This window comes from Pauljensenia sp. UMB6358, assembly GCF_030216865.1.
Classification (GTDB): domain Bacteria; phylum Actinomycetota; class Actinomycetes; order Actinomycetales; family Actinomycetaceae; genus Pauljensenia; species Pauljensenia turicensis_A.
This window is the reverse complement of record NZ_JASOMS010000002.1, coordinates 247,659-266,498: the sequence shown is the minus strand read 5'-3', so window position 1 is coordinate 266,498 and position 18,840 is coordinate 247,659. Positions and strand designations below refer to the sequence as shown.

Here is an 18,840-nt window from a genome sequence, read left to right as displayed (position 1 = left end):
GAACGTGTCAGACGAGGTTTCGGATAACAACGAGGGCACTGGGACGAATAGTGTTCCCGGTGCGCTGGCGCGTCGCTCTTTGCGCGATCGCATGGCAGAGGCGTCTTCGCGTTCACGCTCCTCGTTGACCGAAGATTATGTTGGTGATTCAACGTCGCTCACCTCAACGTCGTTGAATGCCATCACCTCTCTGTCCGAGTTTTCGCAGACCTTCTCCGTTGGCACCGAAGGCGTTTCGCAGACGTCGCAGGTTGCTCCTATTTCGGCAACAATTTCGACTTCCGCTCCCGCGCGTTCAATCGACGAGGCCGCAGCCTCTGAACACCATCTACTGTTATTGGCGGATGAAGTAGATCCCTTAGAAATTGAGGCACTCGCCCTGTCAATTTGGGATGAAGCTCGCTGGGAAGGAGCCGGTCAGCTACACCTTGTTGGCGAGGCACGACTGGTGGGACCATGGAGCATTGACGCAACTCTACGTAAGACGCTCAAGACCCCCGCTTCACTCACAAACGTGTGGGTGTTGGAATGCCCAAAGTCGCGCAGAAATCCCGTGGATCCTCAGCTTGCCGTCCTCGACGAGTGGGCAAGCGTTTTCCCCGATGGAGTTCCCGTCGGCCTAGAGTACCGGATCTTGACCGCACTGAAGCGGATGGCTCGACGCCTGGGTGGCGCTGTTCGCGTCGCCGATTCGGGGAAGATGATCGCCCCGGATCCTGATTCAGCGGTTTCGTTGACCGTATACACTCCACGCTGGCTGGATCCTGAGGACCTGTTGAACCTGCTCAAGCCTCATTTCCCACAGCTCACAGATTCACGTCAGATTGCCACTCCCGCATCGCAGTCCGCGCAACAGGTGGTTCAAAAAAATGCTGCGATCGCTGCGGAACCTGGAACGATCCGCACAGATATCGCGACAAAGATCGCGAAAGCACGCGAACTGGCCGAAAGGGCAGCGAAAGAAGTCGGTGCCACCCCCGAAGTTGTTGCCGGGTACGCGCTTGTCACCCCGATCGCGAACCGGTCGGATCTCATGATCGAAGTAGAACCGGTTCCTCGTCCTCCCCAGGTTCTGCGTTGGGAGTCGTGGACAACGGGCGTCATCATCGAATATCACCTGAAGTGGTTGCCGGCAGGAATGCTCGAGACACCGACTGGAGTGTCACGAGCAGCGCGTTTGGAGCGCATGCGCTCATCGCGTGACATTGAGAAGGTCGCAGAAATCATCGTCACCGCCGTCGGCGGATCCGTGATTGACGAAGACGGTTTCCTCGTCGGTCTTGTGGACGATACCGCAATCGAATAACAGCCCTACTCGGCCAGCTTGCGCCGTTTGTTCGCCTACAGCGCACACGAGCTCTTGCTCAGCCACGATTCAGGAAACATTCAGACGAGTGCGATGGAATAGACTCATGAGCACCACCGGTAGCCCCGAACCTCGCGAAGTCGAACTCATCTTCGAGAACCCCACCCCCACTGGGCGCCCCTCCGCAGGATCAGCATCTTCGGCCTCCAACTCCACGCCGGATTCGCGCGACCGCGTTCACTTCACCCAGCGTTCAACGCCGGGAACCAACGAGCAGACCGCACCCCAGCCGACGACCACCCAAGCGGGCACGGCCTCGTACACCTCAGGAAACGCTGGTCAAGAATACTCTGGCGACTCAATCCCCACCGCACGCCTGAGCGAAACACAACTGCCCAGCCTGCAGGTTCTGGGGATCACTCTCCTCGTCGCACTCATCCTGAACATGATGCTGGCGTTCACTTCCTTGATCCCAGGAATCGCAGGAATTACAGCACCGTTGAACACGATGCTGACAACCAGGTCAGCACTCATTGCGACGGGACTTGTTTCAACGCTCGTCGCCATCGCAATCACATATGCCACCTGGAGTTACCTGCGTAAACGCGCAGAAAACGGGCGAGCAACCGCATTCGTGTTCATCACTTGGCTCTCATGGTTGCTCAGCGGAATCTTCGCTTCCGCATCCACCGGCTCCATCCCCTTCGTCGTCTCAGCGGTCGCATTCTGCGTCTCATTCACGACAACGGTGCACCACATGAACAACAGCACGACACGAGGTATCACCCGCTGGTGGGAATGGGTCGCCAGCGCCGTCAGCCTGATCGTGATCATCACTGCGGTCTTGACCGGCATTGCGACGCTCGCATCCGCGATCATCACGTCGATTATTTCGACGGCTGTCACCCTCACGTCAATCCGCGCATGGAACGCTTTCATTGCACCCATCATCGACACGCGCGAACACGTCCGCTCCGTGATGAATGCGGTACGAGGCGCCGGCTTCTGAGTCATTGCCGAATACGCCACAAGGTGCAGGCTTCTCAGTCACTGCCGAATACCCCACGAGGCACCGACGCTCGGCATAAAAATGTGTCCCGCAGTCAACGACTGCGGGACACTCTGGCGGTAGCGCAGGGATTTGAACCCTGGGTGGCTGTTACACCACACAGCATTTCGAGTGCTGCACCTTCGGCCGCTCGGACACGCTACCAATGCGCATAAGTATAAACAGAAGTCGCCGGCAAACTCCACACGAGGTCCGCCCATGCGATACGTTCCACACGTTGTCCCCGCGTCGTTACGCAGGCATTCTGCCAACCGCGCACCGATCAGTGCTTCGCCCGCTTATACGCGTGACTACGCAACGGAATACCCGCCACTATGCGCACATCTGCCGGGGTGCCCGCATGTTTTGCGCGAGTGGGCGCAGATACAAAGGGCGTCATTTCCCCAGCTGGCACCGCATCCGCCTTCGAAGCAACGAGGCCCAAATTTTCGGGTTTCGCCCGATTAGACACTGGTTGCGAAGCTCGCTCCATCTGCGGAAGCAACGTCGTAGCAGACTCTTGTGTAGGCTCTTCAGACTTCTTCGCTTCCCTGTCACTGTCTGAAACGGAGTCCGAAGACTCGAGCGAACCCGGGTGATTCCACGACGCAATTGCCTCTAAGGGAGGGACAGCAACTGGCTCATTTGCTAGAGCACCGCGTCCCGTCGGCTCAGCCGTAGTTTCGCGCTTGTCTTGGAAGAACGCCTTCAGCTGGATCGTGGCTTCGACCCCTAAAACACCCGGAATGACCTCAAGGCTGTGATTCATTCGAGAATCACGCAACACATCACGCAACGAACCCGCCGCGCCAGCCTTCGGATCCCACGCGCCAAACACCACGCGATCAACGCGTGACGCCAACGCCGCCCCCGCGCACATCGTGCACGGCTCAAGCGTGACAACCAGCGTGCAGCCCACAAGATTCCAACGCTTCAAGGTCTGGCCAGCCTCGCGAAGCGCATTGATCTCTGCGTGACCGCACGGATCATGCGCGGCCTCGCGAGTATTCCAACCCTTACCAACAATCCGCCCCAGCGAATCAATGACAACGGCACCAACCGGCACATCGCCCGATTCACGGGCCTGGTTGGCGTAGAACAAAGCGCGACTCATCGCGTCACGATAACGATCCATTGGTGTCACGCCTACAGCCTACCGGCAGGCATATACAAATTGAATCGCACTATCCAACCGTGCAGGAAACTCTCAGGAAAAACGGCTTTTTCACGCGCCTTTCACTCAATAATCCACCTATCTCTCCACCTGAGACATCGCCCCAATAGTGTCCGACACAATCAAGGAATCACCCTCACATTACGGATCCGGGCCTCGTCCCCCATCAAACACCAGTGGCACCGAGGCGGAATAATCACGAAAACGCCGGCGCGCTACCCACTGCCCGCCCGCGCGCGGTAGCCTTAAACTATGCATCTTCATGTCGCGGACCACCCGCTTGTTAGCCATAAACTCACCGTTCTGCGCGACCGCGAAACGCCGTCCGCAACCTTCCGCCAGCTCGTCGACGAGCTCGTCACACTGCTCGCCTACGAGGCCACGCGCAACGTCGCCGTTTCCGAAACCGCGATCAACACGCCCGTCGCCCCGACCGTTGGCCTGCAGATCTCCGAACCGCGCCCGCTCGTCGTCCCTGTCCTGCGCGCAGGCCTGGGCATGCTCGAAGGCATGACCCGCCTGGTCCCGACCGCAGAGGTCGGCTTCCTCGGCATGCGTCGCGACGACGACACCCTCGAAATCGAAACTTACGCCAACCGCTTGCCCGACGACCTGTCCGGTCGCCAGTGCTTCATCCTCGACCCGATGCTCGCCACCGGTCACACCATGGTCGCAGCAACAAACTACCTGTTTGAACGTGGCGCCAAGGATGTCACCTGCGTCTGCATTCTCGCAGCTCCGGAAGGCATCGCCGAACTTGAAAAGGCAGTGGGTGACCGCGCAGACGTCAAGGTTGTTGTCGCGGCTGTTGACGACCACCTCAACGAGAAGTCCTACATCGTCCCGGGTCTCGGTGATGCTGGCGACCGTCTCTACGGCATCGCTGACTGACATTGTTGCATGCACGTTCACTGACATGGTGAACGCCGTGCATATCTGAAGTAGGGAGCTATTCCAATCGGGGTGGCTCCCTACTTTTGTTTCTTCGTCTCTCTGGCTCCAGCACATCAGCAACGAGGACGAATTCCCCTGGTTGTTCACTCAGCGCCAGAGATTGACATGTGATGTGAGGCGTTTAATCGCTTACATAATGTCACGCTGTCAACGGATTGACATATGCTGACAGCATGAATATCACACAGACTAATCCGAAGCGTCGCAAGTACGGCGTTGCAGCACTCGTTGGCCTCATTGGTGGCATCATCTCCGCCATCATCAAATTCGGTTGGGAGGTACCACTGCCCCCGCGTACGCCGGAACGCAACGCCACCAACCCGCCGCAGTCCCTGCTTGAATTGTTCGGCATGAACCCCGACCTCACGCACGCCACCTACACCTTCAACGGCAATGAAGGCCTGCCGTGGATGTCCTTCATCATCCACTTCTCCTTCTCGATCGTCGTCGCCATCGTTTACTGCGTGCTCGCTGAGCGCTTCCCGCAGGTCAAGCTCTGGCAGGGTGCCGTCTTCGGCATCCTCGTGTGGATCGGCTTCCACGTCATCCTCATGCCACTCATGGGCATCGTCCCGGCACCGTGGGATCAGCCGTGGCAGGAGCACTTCTCCGAGATCTTCGGCCACATCGTCTGGATGTGGGTCATTGAAGTCTTCCGTCGCGACCTGCGCAACCGCTTCACCAAGGAACCGGACGCCGAGTTCGCGCTGGAAACTCACTGATCGCACTGATTACGCTGACCGCGACTTGAACAAGCATTCACGCAGACAAGCGAGGCTAGCTTCAGTAGCGACCAACACTTGAGCTGAGGGCCACCCCGACTTTCGGGGTGGCCCTCTCTTAAAGTAAGTTGGCTGGTCAGCTGCCAAGCTCGCCAATCAACACCGGCAGCCGGTCAGCAGAGCTGGTCAGCAGTACCGATCAGAACGCGGGGATGACGGAGCCGTCGGCCCAAGTCTGTTCAATGTAGGACTTGACCCCATCGGAGTGGAGCAACTCTTCGAGCTTCGCGATCGCTTCGGCCTTGTTAGTGTCACTCTTCCAAACGAGGACGTTCACTGCCGGGTTGTTCTTGGGGGACTCGACGACCAGGGCGTCGTTAGCCTGCGACAGGCCACCTTCCTGGGCGTAGTTGCCGTTGATAACGGCGATGTCAACGTCCTGCAGGGAGCGAACCAGCTGGGCGCCTTGAACCTCCTGGAAGGTGAAGTCGCCGAGGATCTTCACGTTGTTCACGTTGGCTTCAGAACCGTCGGTCGGCAGTTCGACGAGGCCCTGCTGGGAGAGCAACGTCAGCGCACGAGACTGGTTGGTGACGTCATCGATGATGCCGATCTTTGCGCCTGCCGGAAGTTCATCCAGCGACTTGATCTTCGACGAGTAGATTGCGAGAGGCTCAAGGTGAATACCTTCACCGGCGGTGAAGTCGTAGCCGTTTTCTTTTTCAGCGATCTCCAGGTAGGGGACGGTCTGGTAGAAGTTCGCGTCGAGCTCGCCGTCATTCAGGGCGGAGTTCGGCAGGACGTAGTCGGTGTACTCGACGATGTCGAGGTTCAGGCCCGCGTCAGCTGCCAGGTTGTCCTGGATGTACTGCAGGATCTTTGCGTGCGGGGCCGGGGTGGCACCAACCTTCAGGGTGACGGTGTCGCCAGAACCGGACGCTTCAGAGCCGGAAGCGGACGAATCGGAACCGGTGGAGCCACAAGCTGCGAGGCCAAGGGCAAGGACGGTTGCTACACCAGTAGCGGCAAGATTACGGATGGAACGCATGAGAATTCCTCTTTCTGTGTTGTTACCCAGAAACGTACTCGCTCAACCTCAAGGGGAGCACAGACGTCCGGGTATGAAGACTGTGTAACGAAATAGACCACTGAATGGTCAGTCGATGTGAAACGATTGATTGAACAGTGCTGGCCTGCCGGTTGCCCGACTGGTGGTCGACTCAGCGGTGATCCACCAGTCGGCTGATCATGTCACCAATCATCTGAACCAGCTGGACGATCACGATGATCGCAATAACCGTGGCGATCATGACGTCGTCCTGCCAACGGTTGTAGCCGTAGTTAATGGCCATCTGTCCAAGACCACCACCGCCGACGGCGCCCGCCATTGCGGAGTAGCCGATCAGGGTAATAGCAAGCGTGGTCGTGGACTGCACCAGCGCGGGTGCAGCTTCGCGAACCTGAACACCCCAGCGGATCTGGCGGTTCGTTGCGCCCATCATCTGAGCAGCTTCGATTTTGCCGGAGTCGATCGCAAGAATGTTCGATTCGACGAGGCGCGCGAAGTACGGCACCGATAGGAGCACGAGTGGGACGACGGTTGCCTGCCAGCCGAGCGTTGTTCCCACAATGATGCGGGTAACGGGCAGTAGGACGACGATGCCGATGATGAACGGCAGCGAGCGGATGACGTTCACGATCGTCGACGCGGTCTGGTAGATGGTCTTATTCGGAGTCAGGCCATTCTTGGCAGTCTGAACAAGCAACAGACCAAGCGGGATACCGAGCAGGACCGTGAACAGCGTGGAAAAGCCCATCATCGCCAGGGTTTCACCGATTGCCGGCAGGAACTGCTTCGTCAGCGCCGGGTTATCCAGCCACTTCGGGTCGTTCACACCAGCGGACAGGAGCCCAGCAGGTAGCAACCCTGCGGGCAACAGGCCTGCAAGCGACGTGTAGAGGGAGGGAAGAACGGGTGTCATGCGGACCTCACCTCGGCGTAGATGTCATGTTCACGCAGTTCAGAAAGAATTTGCTTCGAGTGGTAGCTGGGCACGGAGAGTGCCAGGCGACCAACCTGAGTCATTCCAATAGATTCGAAGGTTCCGGCTGTCACGTCGGCGCCCATTGAGGCGGCGAGGTTCAGAACGGTCGCACCGGTGGGTACGCCGGGGTGCGATGTGAAGATAACGTCGAGAAGCGTGGTGCCTTCGCGCAGGTCAGCATCGTCAACGGACGGTGCGGGAACGAGTTCACGCGAGAGTGGGCTGGACGGGTCGGCAACGACCTCTTCGACAGTGCCCGTCTGGATGACGCGACCGTGACCGAGCAAAGTAACGGAGTCGCAGATTTCGCGGACGACAGCCATTTCGTGGGTGATGACCAGAACGGTCACGCCTTCTAAGTCGCGAACCTTGCGGATGAGTTCCAGAATCTGGCGCGTCGATTCGGTGTCGAGCGCGGAGGTGGGCTCGTCACACAGCAAAACACTGGGATTGTCCGCGAGCGCTCGAGCAACGCCGACGCGCTGACGCTGACCACCGGAAAGCTGAGACGGATATGAGTCGCCTCGTCCCGAAAGACCGACAAGGGCAAGTAGTTCTTCAACGCGCGCTTTGATCTGATCCTTCGGTACGCCCGCAAGTTTCAGGGGGTAGCCGATGTTCTGCGCCGCTGTGCGCGAGTCCAGCAGGTTCGCGGCCTGGAAGACCATGCCGATCTTGCGACGAGCTTCTCGCAGGGCTTTTCCACGCAACTGCGCCAAGTCGAGCCCGTCGACGACGATATTGCCGTCGCTGGGGTGTTCAAGCGCGGTCAGGCATCGGATGAGCGTTGACTTGCCCGCACCAGACTGACCAACGATTCCGTGGATGGATCCACGTTCAACGTGGAGGGTGACATTGTCGAGCGCGACAACCTCGTTGCCACCTTTGACGGAGTAAACCTTTCGCACTCCGGCAAGGTCAATCATGGCGCCCTCCTTCGATTCAGATCGTGCGCGCCGGGTTTTCGGCGCGTTTTCGCGCTGCGTTGATGTTGTCAGCATAGGAGGCAAGTCCGCGCCACCCAAATTTTCTGTTACATAACGCCACGATGTGAAATGAAAGTGAGCCTGACCTGCAGTTTTACGCGATCACGTTTCGGTAACCGTCAGCGCGCGAACAGTGATCCAGATCGCGAATTGCGCCTTAGTCGACAGATACAGCTCATCCAATCCCCAGCAGATAGGAGACGAGTGCCGTTAATCCAAGTCCCAGCAGATAGGAGACGAGGCCACTCACCCAGCCGACAACAATCAGACTCATTCCGGCGCGGACCCGACGAGCCCACACCTCGGTCCACGCATCCAGGACCGCGGTTGAGAACGTGGTGAAGCCACCAAGGAAACCCGTTGATAGGACAAAACGCATGGTTCCGGTGACGCCCGGATAGTCGACCGTAGACCCACCGGCGACAAGGACCGCGAGTAGCGGGAGGATCCCGGTCAGGAAGCCAAGCAGGAAACAACCGACCGTATTGACGACCACGATGCCGACGTAAGGGCGGAGGGGCTTTCCAGCCAACGCGCGCTTGCCAACCCACCTGGTTTTTACAGCCAGATCGAGTTTCCAGCGCGAGAGGGCACCGAGTGCTCCGCCGAGGGCTGTGCCGAGCACGCTGAAGAGAACGATCATTGTTCCTCCTCAGCGAAGGTGTCACGGTCGACCATCCCGGCCGCATCAGAAGACGGAGATGAAACGCTGGACCCGGCCTCGTCACTCACCTCAACGACCTCGAACATGCCGAACTTTACGAAGTGGCCCAACGCACAACCGCACCCCGCGCACACGACGCCAAGGAAAAGCAACGTCAGCGACGCGAGCGCCGGAACAATCGCCCCAACAATAGATCCGGACGCGATCATCCCATTCGCAGTTGTAGCGATCAATGTGCCGTAGGTTGTGAACGCTCCCAGGAAGCCGGTGGCAACCAGCAGGCGCACACGCTCGCGTGAGGGATCAGTAAAAAGCGACACGACCACACCAAGCACAAACGCACCGAGAAGATTCACAAAAACCGTCGACCACATGATGGGAATCGCGTGCGAAATGACCGCAGAATCGGGGAAGAACACTGTCAGATAGTCCACGCCAGCGCGAACAAGCGCGCCCAACGCGCCACCAACGGCAACGTACGGCCAGATGCGCTGGACGGGCTTTGCAGGATCATTCATCGCGTCCAGCCTACACAAGTTCACGAGACTCGGGCAGGAACGATCAGCCTGCCCTGTCGGCGCAGTTTGTACACTAAACCCATGACCAGCGGTTCCCTCATTCAGCAAGGCGTGGGACGTTTTGCGCCCTCTCCTACCGGGGATTTTCACGTCGGGAATCTGCGGACCGCGATCCTCGCTTGGGCCTGGGCGCGTAATAGCGGGCGCTCGTTTGTCCTGCGCATGGAAGATATAGACCGCGTGCGTTCGGGCAGCGCCGACCGCCAGATCGGCGACCTGAAAGCGATCGGACTGAACTGGGATGGCACAATACTGGTGCAGACGACGCGTTCAGCCGCCCACACGCAGGCGCTCGATTACCTGCTCGAGCAGGGATATGCGTTCGAGTGCTACTGCTCCCGCAAGGACATTAAAGAAGCCGCGTCCGCTCCCCATGTTCCGCCGGGACACTACCCCGGCACATGCCTCAACCTGACTGACACTGAGCGCGAGGTTCGACGCCGACAGCTCACCGAAATCGGGCGTACTCCCGCGCTTCGCCTTCGCGCTCCAGCAAGCGAGTGGACCGTATTCGACGAACTCCACGGTTCTTTCACCGGCCCCGTCGATCACTTCGTGCTGCGCCGTGCTGACGGCGTGCCCGCGTACAACTTGGCCGCGGTGGTCGATGATGGCTTCCAGCATGTCGACCAAGTTGTACGAGGCGACGATCTGTTGTCTCAAGCGCCCGCTCAAGCGGCGTTGGCAACACTGCTCGGAATCGCGGTCCCGACTTACGTGCACGTGCCACTGGCACTGAACAAGACGGGCTCTCGCCTCGCGAAGCGCGACGGAGCCGTCACCCTCGCTGACCTGCATGAACTTGGGTGGACCACGGAGGATGCCGTCGAATGGATTGGTCGTTCCCTGGGGGTCGACGGAGCGCAAACCGCCATCGACATTGCAGACGCTCTCCCCATCGACTCCCTGCGAGCACTCCCCCTTGACCCGTGGATTGTCACCCCGCCCACCGGGCTCCCCGCATTCTGAGCCAACCGGGTTTCACCTCCATCCTCCACTTTCTGAACAGGAGCATGACCAGCAGAAGTAGGTGGCCTCGTGTCACACTTAACCCATGGATTTCTTCCAGAAGCTTTTCGGATACAAAGAACCGACGCTCATCGTTGCTAAGTCGGACAACTGGACGCAGTTAGAGCCGTCGCACGACCTTGACGTCACGATTGCACGTCGTGCGCGCAAAGAAAAGTGGGCTCCAACCAGCGCGGATGCTCCTGCAGAGTTCCACTGCATGCTCATCCTGCACGGCGGGTTCTCCGATGGCTACTTGGAAGTGAACTGCCTGGGTAAGCCGATCGCCACTTTCAATCACGAACAGGTCGCAGACACTATGGAACGCATGCGCGCTGACAACGGCCTGCGAATGACAGCGGTCAAAACAACCGCTTTCCTCGACGCTGACCGCTGGATTGTCACCGTCAATATCTGACACGGCACACTCATCGGAGCAAATACCAAGACGGATCCCTACACATCCGCAAAGACTGAGCAGGCCACTAAAACCACCCCGACACGCCCAAAAAGACACACTTGGGCATGAGCCCGACATTTGGGCATTAGCCACAAAAAGCGCATTCAGTAGAAATAGAAAATCCGATCAGCTCAACGTAAAATCGTTGGAACTGAGCGGATTGTCACTAGAAATGCAGAACCCCCGCCGGTGGATCGCACCGAGGGGGGCCGCTGCGCGCTCGAAGGGACTCGAACCCCCAACCTTCTGATCCGTAGTCAGATGCTCTATCCATTGAGCTACGAGCGCATCGCCGTTTGGCTGAAAACAACTTTACGCGCGAGACCCCGCAATGACAAACTCGCAGATGGGGCTTGCATCACATCAATAGTCCATTGCGGGCTCATTCAAGCCATTTATTCCTATTTTAGTCTCCCCGTAAATGACCGAAACCACATAAAGAAGGAGCCTCGTACCACCGTCGCACGCTTTTCGCGTACGGAAAACGGGGCACGAGGCACCCTCTCAACATGAAATCGGCGCGATCTGAGTCAGATGTGCCGAACAGGATCACACGAGCGAGGCCGCGAAGGAGTGTTCGTCATATTTTCGTTCCCATTCCGCGCCTGTGCGGAATATAAGCGGAAAATAAAAGGACCCTCCGCGCACCCGGCAGCGCACCCTTATCCTTGCTGCCTTCCGGCCCTGGGGAGGTTCAGATGATACCGTCACACGGAGGATCGCTCCCCAGTTTACACATGCCACCACACAAAGGCGATTCGGAAAAACAAAAGTCCCGCCACCCAAAGGATGACGGGACAACCGCGGAGGATGGGGGATTCGAACCCCCGAGGGCTTGCACCCAACACGCTTTCCAAGCGTGCGCCATAGGCCACTAGGCGAATCCTCCAGCACGCACATCAGTGCGCTTGCTTATCTTAGGCTGAAACGGTCTAAAAATGCTAACTCAGCACATCGAACACCCTCATGGGATAGGTCACGCACCAAAAAGGCGAACGAAATTGCGGACCAGCTTGCCCGCCTGATGGTCACACGCCCCTAGGCGCCCGGCAAGCATCAGCGATTCCACATCATCGGTGCCCGGATAACCCGCATCTTCATAGCGTTCAAGGGCAGCACGAATCGCATCAGAATCGATTTCCGGGTTGAACTGCGTCGCGTAGAAGTTGTCTGAAAACCGCATGACTTCAGCGGGACAGGTCAGCGATTTCGCCAACAAGACCGCATCTTCGGGGAGCTCTTCAACGGCTTCTGTGTGGTTCACATAGGTGTAGAACGTGCGGGAAACCCCTTCCAAGATCGGATCATCCGCATGCTCGGCAACCATATAAATCTCGGTGATCTGCGCGGGCTCAGCCCACCTGGTCGTCACCTGGCCACCCATCAGAACAGCCGCAACTTCCGTTCCATACCCGGTTGTAAAACAGGGAACGTGAGCGGTCGTCACATCGTGAAGAAGGTGGAACAGTTCAGCTTCAGCGCGCTTCTGCGTCGCCGACTTGTGGACGTCGGACGTTGTCGTCCCATAGGGAGATCCGCCAACGATGATGCCGGAATAGGCCTCAACATCAATGTCAGGAAGACCGAGCATGTCGAGTCTGACCTGTTCAAGCTCGGTTTCTGCTAGGCCGGTCGTTCGCTGAAACGAACGGTATTCCGCTTCAACTTCAACGTCTTCGGGACGTGTCGACACCAGCAAGAGAGGTTTCATACGTCAAGGATAGGTAAAGACTTGGAAATGGTCTAACAATTCTCAGAATGAAGACTGCCGATCCGCAAGGAGCCTCGTCACCACACCGCAGATGAAAATACGCAGTCCTAACTGTGCACCAAATTGTATTTTCGCGCCTATCCGGTCACAGAACGGACGCCAAACTACCGGCGCAATATCACTGCGGGCTAATCTGGTGTTCTGACCGGTGAAACGGCCCTGCCCATCAACTGATCAGATCGGAGAGCTCTTCCATGAGCGATAATTCCCGTGGCTTCTTCCGCTGGACCCTGCACGGTGACGGCACTTCCATTGCCCCCGGCGAGGTTGTCTCCCCCAGCGAGCGACTCACGTGGCCTCGAACAATCGGCATCGGCATTCAGCATGTTGTTGCAATGTTCGGCGCAACCTTCCTCGTTCCACTGCTGACCGGCTTCGACCCGTCAACAACTCTCTTCTTCACCGGCTTCGGAACCCTGCTGTTCCTGCTCATCACAGCCGGACGCCTTCCCTCATACCTCGGCTCGTCCTTCGCGCTGATCGCACCGATCGGCGCGGTGACCGGCTACGTTGCCGGCGGTGGCCAGACCATCGACGACCATCTTGCTTCCCTGGCACAGGGTGGCATCATCATGGCCGGTGGCTCGCTCTTCATCATCGGCCTGATCGTTCATTTCGCGGGTGCTGCTTGGATCGACAAGCTGATGCCCCCGGTGGTGACCGGCGCAATCGTCTCCCTGATCGGCTTCAACCTTGCGCCTAGCGCATGGAACAACGTGAAGACCGCCCCGCTGACCGCAACCGTCACGATCGTTTCGATCCTGCTGATCACGGTCCTATTCAAGGGCATCATCGGTCGCCTCGCGATCCTCATCGGTGTTCTGATTGGCTACGCAACCGCCTGCATCCGTGACGAGGTCGACTTCTCCGCCATCGCAAACGCCGACTGGGTTGGCGCCCCGGCGTTCCGCGCCCCGGCCTTCGACCTGTCGCTGATAGGCCTGTTCGTCCCGGTTGTCCTGGTCCTCATGGCTGAGAACATCGGTCACGTGAAGTCCGTGTCCGCAATGACCGGCGAGAACCTGGATGATGTCACCGGTCGCGCACTCTTCGCCGACGGCCTGTCCACGATGATCGCAGGCTTCGGTGGTGGCTCCGGTACGACGACTTACGCCGAGAACATTGGCGTTATGGCCGCAACCCGCGTCTACTCGACCGCCGCTTACGTGGTCGCAGCTTTCACCGCTCTCGCCCTGTCGATGCTGCCGAAGTTCGGCCAGATCATCGCAACGATCCCAGCCGGTGTCCTCGGTGGAGCGGCAACGATCCTCTACGGCATGATCGGCATGCTCGGTGTTCGTATCTGGGTTCAGAACCGCGTTGATTTCTCCGATCCGGTTAACCTGAACACCGCTGCGGTCGCCATGGTTGTCGCCATCGCCGACTACACGCTGATTGCTGGCAAGATGACCTTCTCCGGTATTGCGCTCGGCTCCGTTGCAGCGATTGTCATCTACCACCTCATGCGCTGGATCTCGAAGGCCCGTGGTACGAACCTCGAACAGGTTTCGCCCGCATCGGTTCCCGCTGGCACGGAACTCGAGTCCGAACCCTACGCGAAGCGTCGGAAGGCACCTTCAACTGAAGCGTGATTGACGCGAAGTCGGCTCAGTCCGACTACGGCCTCGGTGCACGTCCAGTAAGCACCAATTGACGAGGCCAGTTACAGAGCGAATAGCCGGTGACTGCCCCCTGCGGGGCACTCACCGGCTATTTTCATGCAATTCCCACAGTGAAGATGCGCAAGGTCACTAAAACTCGCTGACATTGGTTGAATATCTTAGGAAGCCTTGGCGTTCATACCGGTAGACCCTTGAATGGTGTCCAGGGTCAGTAATGTCCTGCGCACCTCCTCTTCCATGTCTTCGTCGAAAGGAGACATCTCGGTGATTACTTTCGACCACATCTCGCACGTGTTCCCGAACGGGACGACGGCGTTGGATGACGTTTCTCTGCACGTTGAGCCTCATACGACGACGGTCCTGCTGGGCACGTCTGGGTCGGGCAAGACGACGCTGATGCGGATGGTGAATCGGATGCTCTCCCCCACATCTGGGCGCGTGGTTGTGCGCGGGCAGGATGTTGCGGATGTTGACCCGGTGAAGTTGCGTCGCTCGATCGGATACGTGCTCCAGGATGCTGGACTTTTCCCACATCGCAGCATTGTTGACAACATTGCGACGGTTCCGCGTCTTGAGGGTGCCTCGCGTAGAGAATCGGCGAAACGCGCGCTAGAGCTGATGGACCTGGTTGGTTTGGATCGAGGCCTCGCGAAACGCTATCCGGCGCAGCTGTCAGGTGGCCAGCGTCAGCGCGTGGGTGTTGCTCGCGCGCTCGCAAACGAAGCGGACATTCTGCTGATGGACGAACCTTTCGGCGCACTGGACCCGCTGGTTCGCGCCGACCTGCAACGGGAGCTCCGCGACCTGCGTGACCGCGTGGGCACGACCATCCTGTTCGTTACGCACGACTTAGATGAGGCGTTCATGCTCGGCGACCAGATCGCTGTTCTGCAGACCGGTGGCGTCCTAGCGCAGGTGGGCACGTCCGAGAACCTCGTGACGAACCCCGCGAACGACTTTGTCGCGTCCTTCGTCGGGTCGTCCGGCCAGCGCCGTCTGAGTATGAAGTCCACGCCCGCAGGCACACTCGTTTCTGACCCGGATGGCCGTCCGCTCGGCCTGTTGCCGGAAGGCGAACTCCGATGAGTTGGCTGTCGCAAAACTACTTACTACTCTGGGAGCTTACTGTCGCGCACCTACGCATCGCGATACCAGCAATTCTGGCCGCGGTCATCATTTCAATCCCGGTCGGTTGGGCTTCGACGCGTTCGAAGCGCTGGGGTAGCCCACTATTGACCGCACTGTCGTTGCTGTATGCGATTCCCTCACTGCCAATGCTTGTTGTGATCCCCGTGATCGTAGGAATTGCGCTCCGGAGCAAGCTGAACATCATCATCGTTCTTGCGCTCTACGGGATCGCGGTGCTGATCCGTCAGGTCGCGAATGCGTTTACCTCTCTGCCAGCTTCGGTTCTCGAGTCTGCGGACGCCGCTGGCATGAGCTCATGGCGTAAGTTCATCGGAGTCGAACTCCCACTAGCCTTGCCCGTCATCATCGCGGGCGTACGCGTGGTCGTTGTGTCGACGGTGTCGCTGGTGACCGTAGGTGCGTTCATCGGGATTCGCTCGCTGGGCACGCTGTTCACCGACGGATTCCAGCGAGGTCTGGTGTCCGAGGTATGCGCCGGCTTGGTTGCAACCGTTCTGGTCGCGCTTGTTTTGGATGCGCTGACCATCGCCGTGGGCGCCCTGCTCACCCCATGGACGAGGCCGGGATCCGCGCCTCATCGCTCCCCTGTTTCTAACCCATGTTTGAAGGCGGAGGTGGCCGCATGAGCTTGCTCATGGATGCATTGACATGGCTGTTTGCTGGTGGCCATTGGACGGGGTCCACGGGGATCCTCATTCGTATTGTTCAACATCTTGGCGTGACTGTCGGCGTTGTCACCATTGCCGGCCTGATTGCGCTGCCAATTGGTATTTACATCGGGCACACCGGCCGTTTTGTCACGCTAATGAGCGCGACGTTCGGGGTGGCGCGAGCGATCCCGACGCTGGGTGTTCTGACTTTAATCGGCTTGTGGCTGGGTATTGGCTTGTCAGCACCATTCTTAGCGCTTCTGATTTTGGCGGTTCCTCCGATGCTGTCAGCAACGTATTCCGGTATCAGGTCAGCCTCTCCGACAACGGTGGACGCTGCTCGAGCTATCGGCCTGACCGAAATGCAAGTCGTACGCGAAGTTGAACTGCCCGCCGCGCTTCCCTTGATTATTGGTGGCTTGCGCTCGACGACCCTGCAGGTTGTCGCCACCGCAACGCTCGCGGCGTACACCGCGGACGCTGGGCTGGGTCGTTTCCTCTACACAGGTCTGAAAACCCGCGATTACGGGCAGATGATTGGTGGCGCGATCCTGGTTGTCGCCCTCGCATTGATTCTGGACGCCCTGTGGGTGCGAGCATCACGCAACCCGCGCCTGAATGGCGAAGGCACTGGGAACGCTGAGCGGCCTCGTCGATTCTTTGGACGACGCACAACGAAGAACGAAAGCAATGCGCGCGCCGCGACTCGCTCGGCGGTAAAACGCAAGCGCAAAGCTGTCACCGCAATGCTCGGCGCCACTGCTCTGACGACCAGCGCGTGTGCGACCGCAGCAACCTTCGACCCGAGCTCACAATCGAACGGGCGCGAGACGATCATCGTCGGATCGCAGGACTATTACTCGAACGAAATCATCGCCGAAACCTACGCCATCGCCCTCGAGGAGGCCGGATTCGCGGTCACTCGTGAACTGCGCATCGGCCAGCGTGAGGTCTACATGCCAGAAATTCAGGCGGGCGCGATCGACGTGTTCCCCGAATACACGGGTTCACTGTTGCAGTACTTGGATGCCGATGCGACGCAGACCAGCGCAGACGAGGTGTACGAGGCTCTGAGCGCCACTCTGCCGGACGGACTGCGCGTGCTGAACGCCACGCCTGCTGCCGACCAGGATTCGTACGTGGTGACGACCGAGTTCGCGAACGAACACTCGCTGACGACGATCGGCGACCTCGCATCCGTGGGATCGGTAAAGATCGGCGGCAATTCGGAGTTGGCAACGCGCCCCTACGGTCCGGCTGGACTGAAGTCCATGTACGGCGTGACCGCGACGTTCACGCCGATCGAGGACTCGGGTGGCGCGCTCACGCTGAAGGCTCTGCGTGACGGCGACGTGCAACTGGTCGACATCTATTCGGCTGACCCGTCGCTGGCGGGTTCAGATCTGACAGTCTTGGAGGACCCGAAGGGGTTATTCCTGGCCTCCCACGTGGTGCCGATCGTCTCCCCGCGAATCGACGAGGCCGCGACTACCGTGATCAATCGCGTGTCCGCGACCCTTGAGAGCGCGGATCTGGTGGAGATGAACCGTCAATCGACCGAAGATGGCGCGCCGGCGGCTACCATTGCTCGCTCATGGTTGGAGCGCAAAGGGCTGATTTAAAGCAAAATTTCGGCCTTGAGCGCGTTGTGCAATTTGGTTTCTACATGGTAGGGATCACACTTATTAACGCATGATCGTGCGCTGATCAACGGTTGCACGTACCTCCTTATGGATGACACCGGAATTGCCGGCTCGAAGAAATCTTCAAGTCGTCTTCACCGTAGACGCCTGCTTGTGGATAACCTCCCTTTGTCCTCAGCGTGCGTCACACTAGTAAGGACCACATACTCTTCTTTAGTCGCCGACGATGCTTGCTGGACTTGCACCTCGCCTCGCCAATGCGACTGAGATCAGCCCGCAGAAAGGAGCGCAGCACGTGGGAAAACGACGTACTTCGTCACGCGGTCGTGGCAGGGTTCATGGAAGAGCCCTCCGCATCGGTGACATCGCGGTCGCGTTGATCATCATCTGTATCGGGTCGTATTGTGTTTTTCCCTCGTTCCGTTTTATGCTCGGCCGCCTGTGGAACGATGTTGGCTTCCTCGTCCCCCACTCAGTTTCCGTCGACGATCTGCCTCCCAGCGAAGCTGCGAGGCAACTGAAAGCACTCACCGTTCTCGATCATGATGACGCACCCGACTACGATCGCGACCAGTTCGGGCACGCCTGGGCGGACGAGGACCATAACGGGTGCGATACTCGGAACGACGTGCTCGCGCGCGATCTCACGAACGTGACGTATAAGCCGAAGACACGTGACTGCATTGTCCTGACGGGAACCTTGGACGACCCGTATACAGGTTCCACGATCAACTTCCAGCGCGGACAAGAGACATCCGCTCTCGTACAGATTGACCACGTTGTCGCGTTAGGAAACGCATGGAGGTCGGGCGCGTGGCAGTGGGACGACACCCAGCGTCAACGCTTCGGGAATGACCAGAACAATTTGTTAGCCGTCGACGGTCAAACGAATAAAGACAAGGGTGCAGCATCCGCCGACAAGTGGCTACCCCCAAACGCTGACTTCCGGTGTGCCTACGTCACGAAGCAGATCAACGTGAAATACACGTGGGGGCTCACCATTACCTCTGCTGAGCAATCAAAGATGGCAAGCGTTCTAGCAGGCTGTAAGGCCTCATAG

At 58.7% G+C, this 18,840-nt stretch carries 18 protein-coding genes, 3 tRNA genes, 1 other RNA gene and 1 pseudogene; 12 read left to right on the top strand and 11 right to left on the bottom strand.

Annotated features, from left to right (window positions below; genetic code table 11):
- Positions 1–4: 4 nt before the first annotated feature.
- Both QP381_RS02830 and QP381_RS02825 read left to right on the top strand, forming a co-directional pair.
- Positions 5–1,306 carry a hypothetical protein gene (locus QP381_RS02830; RefSeq protein WP_006680704.1) on the top strand — a complete coding sequence of 434 codons (1,302 nt, stop codon included), beginning with the start codon at positions 5–7 and terminating at the stop codon, positions 1,304–1,306.
- 106 nt (positions 1,307–1,412) lie between these two features.
- On the top strand, positions 1,413–2,315 hold the full coding sequence (locus tag QP381_RS02825; protein ID WP_006680703.1) for a hypothetical protein: 903 nt from the start codon (positions 1,413–1,415) through the stop codon (positions 2,313–2,315).
- A 114-nt stretch (positions 2,316–2,429) separates the two neighbouring features.
- Here QP381_RS02825 and QP381_RS02820 read toward each other — a convergent pair.
- Both QP381_RS02820 and tadA read right to left on the bottom strand, forming a co-directional pair.
- Positions 2,430–2,519, bottom strand: a tRNA-Ser gene (locus QP381_RS02820).
- Between the two features lie 118 nt (positions 2,520–2,637).
- Positions 2,638–3,468, bottom strand: coding sequence for a tRNA adenosine(34) deaminase TadA (gene tadA / locus QP381_RS02815; protein WP_243440754.1), 831 nt, complete (start codon positions 3,466–3,468; stop codon positions 2,638–2,640).
- A gap of 312 nt (positions 3,469–3,780) precedes the next feature.
- On the opposite strand from tadA, the gene upp reads away from it, so the two are divergent.
- Positions 3,781–4,419, top strand: a complete 639-nt coding sequence (gene upp / locus QP381_RS02810; protein WP_103633169.1) for a uracil phosphoribosyltransferase — start codon at positions 3,781–3,783, stop codon at positions 4,417–4,419.
- A 236-nt stretch (positions 4,420–4,655) separates the two neighbouring features.
- Positions 4,656–5,204, top strand: a complete 549-nt coding sequence (locus QP381_RS02805; RefSeq protein WP_006680700.1) for a YagU family protein — start codon at positions 4,656–4,658, stop codon at positions 5,202–5,204.
- 199 nt (positions 5,205–5,403) lie between these two features.
- Here QP381_RS02805 and QP381_RS02800 read toward each other — a convergent pair whose 3' ends face one another.
- From QP381_RS02800 to QP381_RS02780, 5 genes are all read right to left on the bottom strand, one after another.
- The gene (locus QP381_RS02800; protein WP_006680699.1) at positions 5,404–6,252 is read right to left on the bottom strand and encodes a MetQ/NlpA family ABC transporter substrate-binding protein; all 849 of its coding nucleotides are present in this window, start codon (positions 6,250–6,252) and stop codon (positions 5,404–5,406) included.
- 172 nt (positions 6,253–6,424) lie between these two features.
- Positions 6,425–7,186: a methionine ABC transporter permease gene (locus QP381_RS02795; protein WP_219811019.1), complete on the bottom strand. Its 762-nt coding sequence runs from the start codon at positions 7,184–7,186 to the stop codon at positions 6,425–6,427.
- Positions 7,183–8,175, bottom strand: a complete 993-nt coding sequence (locus tag QP381_RS02790; RefSeq protein WP_006680697.1) for a methionine ABC transporter ATP-binding protein — start codon at positions 8,173–8,175, stop codon at positions 7,183–7,185. The genes QP381_RS02795 and QP381_RS02790 overlap by 4 nt, the downstream gene beginning before the upstream one ends.
- A 235-nt stretch (positions 8,176–8,410) precedes the next feature.
- Positions 8,411–8,878, bottom strand: a complete 468-nt coding sequence (locus QP381_RS02785) for a fluoride efflux transporter FluC (RefSeq protein WP_103633170.1) — start codon at positions 8,876–8,878, stop codon at positions 8,411–8,413.
- Positions 8,875–9,417: a fluoride efflux transporter FluC gene (locus QP381_RS02780; RefSeq protein ID WP_285067740.1), complete on the bottom strand. Its 543-nt coding sequence runs from the start codon at positions 9,415–9,417 to the stop codon at positions 8,875–8,877. The genes QP381_RS02785 and QP381_RS02780 overlap by 4 nt, the downstream gene beginning before the upstream one ends.
- An 81-nt stretch (positions 9,418–9,498) precedes the next feature.
- Between QP381_RS02780 and gluQRS the strand changes: the two genes are divergently transcribed.
- Together gluQRS and QP381_RS02770 are read left to right on the top strand one after the other, a co-directional pair.
- Complete coding sequence (gene gluQRS, locus QP381_RS02775) at positions 9,499–10,446, top strand: tRNA glutamyl-Q(34) synthetase GluQRS (protein WP_285067739.1); 948 nt, start codon at positions 9,499–9,501, stop codon at positions 10,444–10,446.
- An 85-nt stretch (positions 10,447–10,531) separates the two neighbouring features.
- The gene (locus QP381_RS02770; protein ID WP_285067738.1) at positions 10,532–10,903 is read left to right on the top strand and encodes a hypothetical protein; all 372 of its coding nucleotides are present in this window, start codon (positions 10,532–10,534) and stop codon (positions 10,901–10,903) included.
- Positions 10,904–11,160: 257 nt separating this feature from the next.
- Here QP381_RS02770 and QP381_RS02765 read toward each other — a convergent pair.
- From QP381_RS02765 to QP381_RS02750, 4 genes are all read right to left on the bottom strand, one after another.
- A tRNA-Arg gene (locus QP381_RS02765) sits at positions 11,161–11,233 on the bottom strand.
- A gap of 340 nt (positions 11,234–11,573) precedes the next feature.
- Positions 11,574–11,669, bottom strand: an RNA gene (gene ffs / locus QP381_RS02760) — signal recognition particle sRNA small type.
- An 80-nt stretch (positions 11,670–11,749) separates the two neighbouring features.
- Positions 11,750–11,834 (bottom strand) — tRNA-Ser (locus QP381_RS02755).
- Positions 11,835–11,921: 87 nt separating this feature from the next.
- Positions 11,922–12,656 carry a glutamine amidotransferase-related protein gene (locus QP381_RS02750; protein WP_006680690.1) on the bottom strand — a complete coding sequence of 245 codons (735 nt, stop codon included), beginning with the start codon at positions 12,654–12,656 and terminating at the stop codon, positions 11,922–11,924.
- A gap of 254 nt (positions 12,657–12,910) precedes the next feature.
- On the opposite strand from QP381_RS02750, the gene QP381_RS02745 reads away from it, so the two are divergent.
- The 6 genes and pseudogenes from QP381_RS02745 (at position 12,911) to QP381_RS02720 (ending at position 18,840) form a co-directional block, all read left to right on the top strand.
- Positions 12,911–14,308: a uracil-xanthine permease family protein gene (locus QP381_RS02745; RefSeq protein WP_006680689.1), complete on the top strand. Its 1,398-nt coding sequence runs from the start codon at positions 12,911–12,913 to the stop codon at positions 14,306–14,308.
- A gap of 294 nt (positions 14,309–14,602) precedes the next feature.
- Positions 14,603–15,424, top strand: a complete 822-nt coding sequence (locus QP381_RS02740; protein WP_006680688.1) for an ABC transporter ATP-binding protein — start codon at positions 14,603–14,605, stop codon at positions 15,422–15,424.
- A complete protein-coding gene (locus QP381_RS02735) occupies positions 15,421–16,113 on the top strand; it encodes an ABC transporter permease (RefSeq protein ID WP_006680687.1) in 693 nt (230 codons plus the stop codon). The genes QP381_RS02740 and QP381_RS02735 overlap by 4 nt, the downstream gene beginning before the upstream one ends.
- Positions 16,086–16,712 (top strand): annotated as a pseudogene (locus tag QP381_RS02730) (ABC transporter permease); the annotation flags it as partial. The gene QP381_RS02735 and the pseudogene QP381_RS02730, both read left to right, overlap by 28 nt.
- A gap of 171 nt (positions 16,713–16,883) precedes the next feature.
- A complete protein-coding gene (locus QP381_RS02725; protein ID WP_179370317.1) occupies positions 16,884–17,759 on the top strand; it encodes an ABC transporter substrate-binding protein in 876 nt (291 codons plus the stop codon).
- Between the two features lie 316 nt (positions 17,760–18,075).
- The gene (locus tag QP381_RS02720; protein WP_103632995.1) at positions 18,076–18,840 is read left to right on the top strand and encodes an HNH endonuclease family protein; all 765 of its coding nucleotides are present in this window, start codon (positions 18,076–18,078) and stop codon (positions 18,838–18,840) included.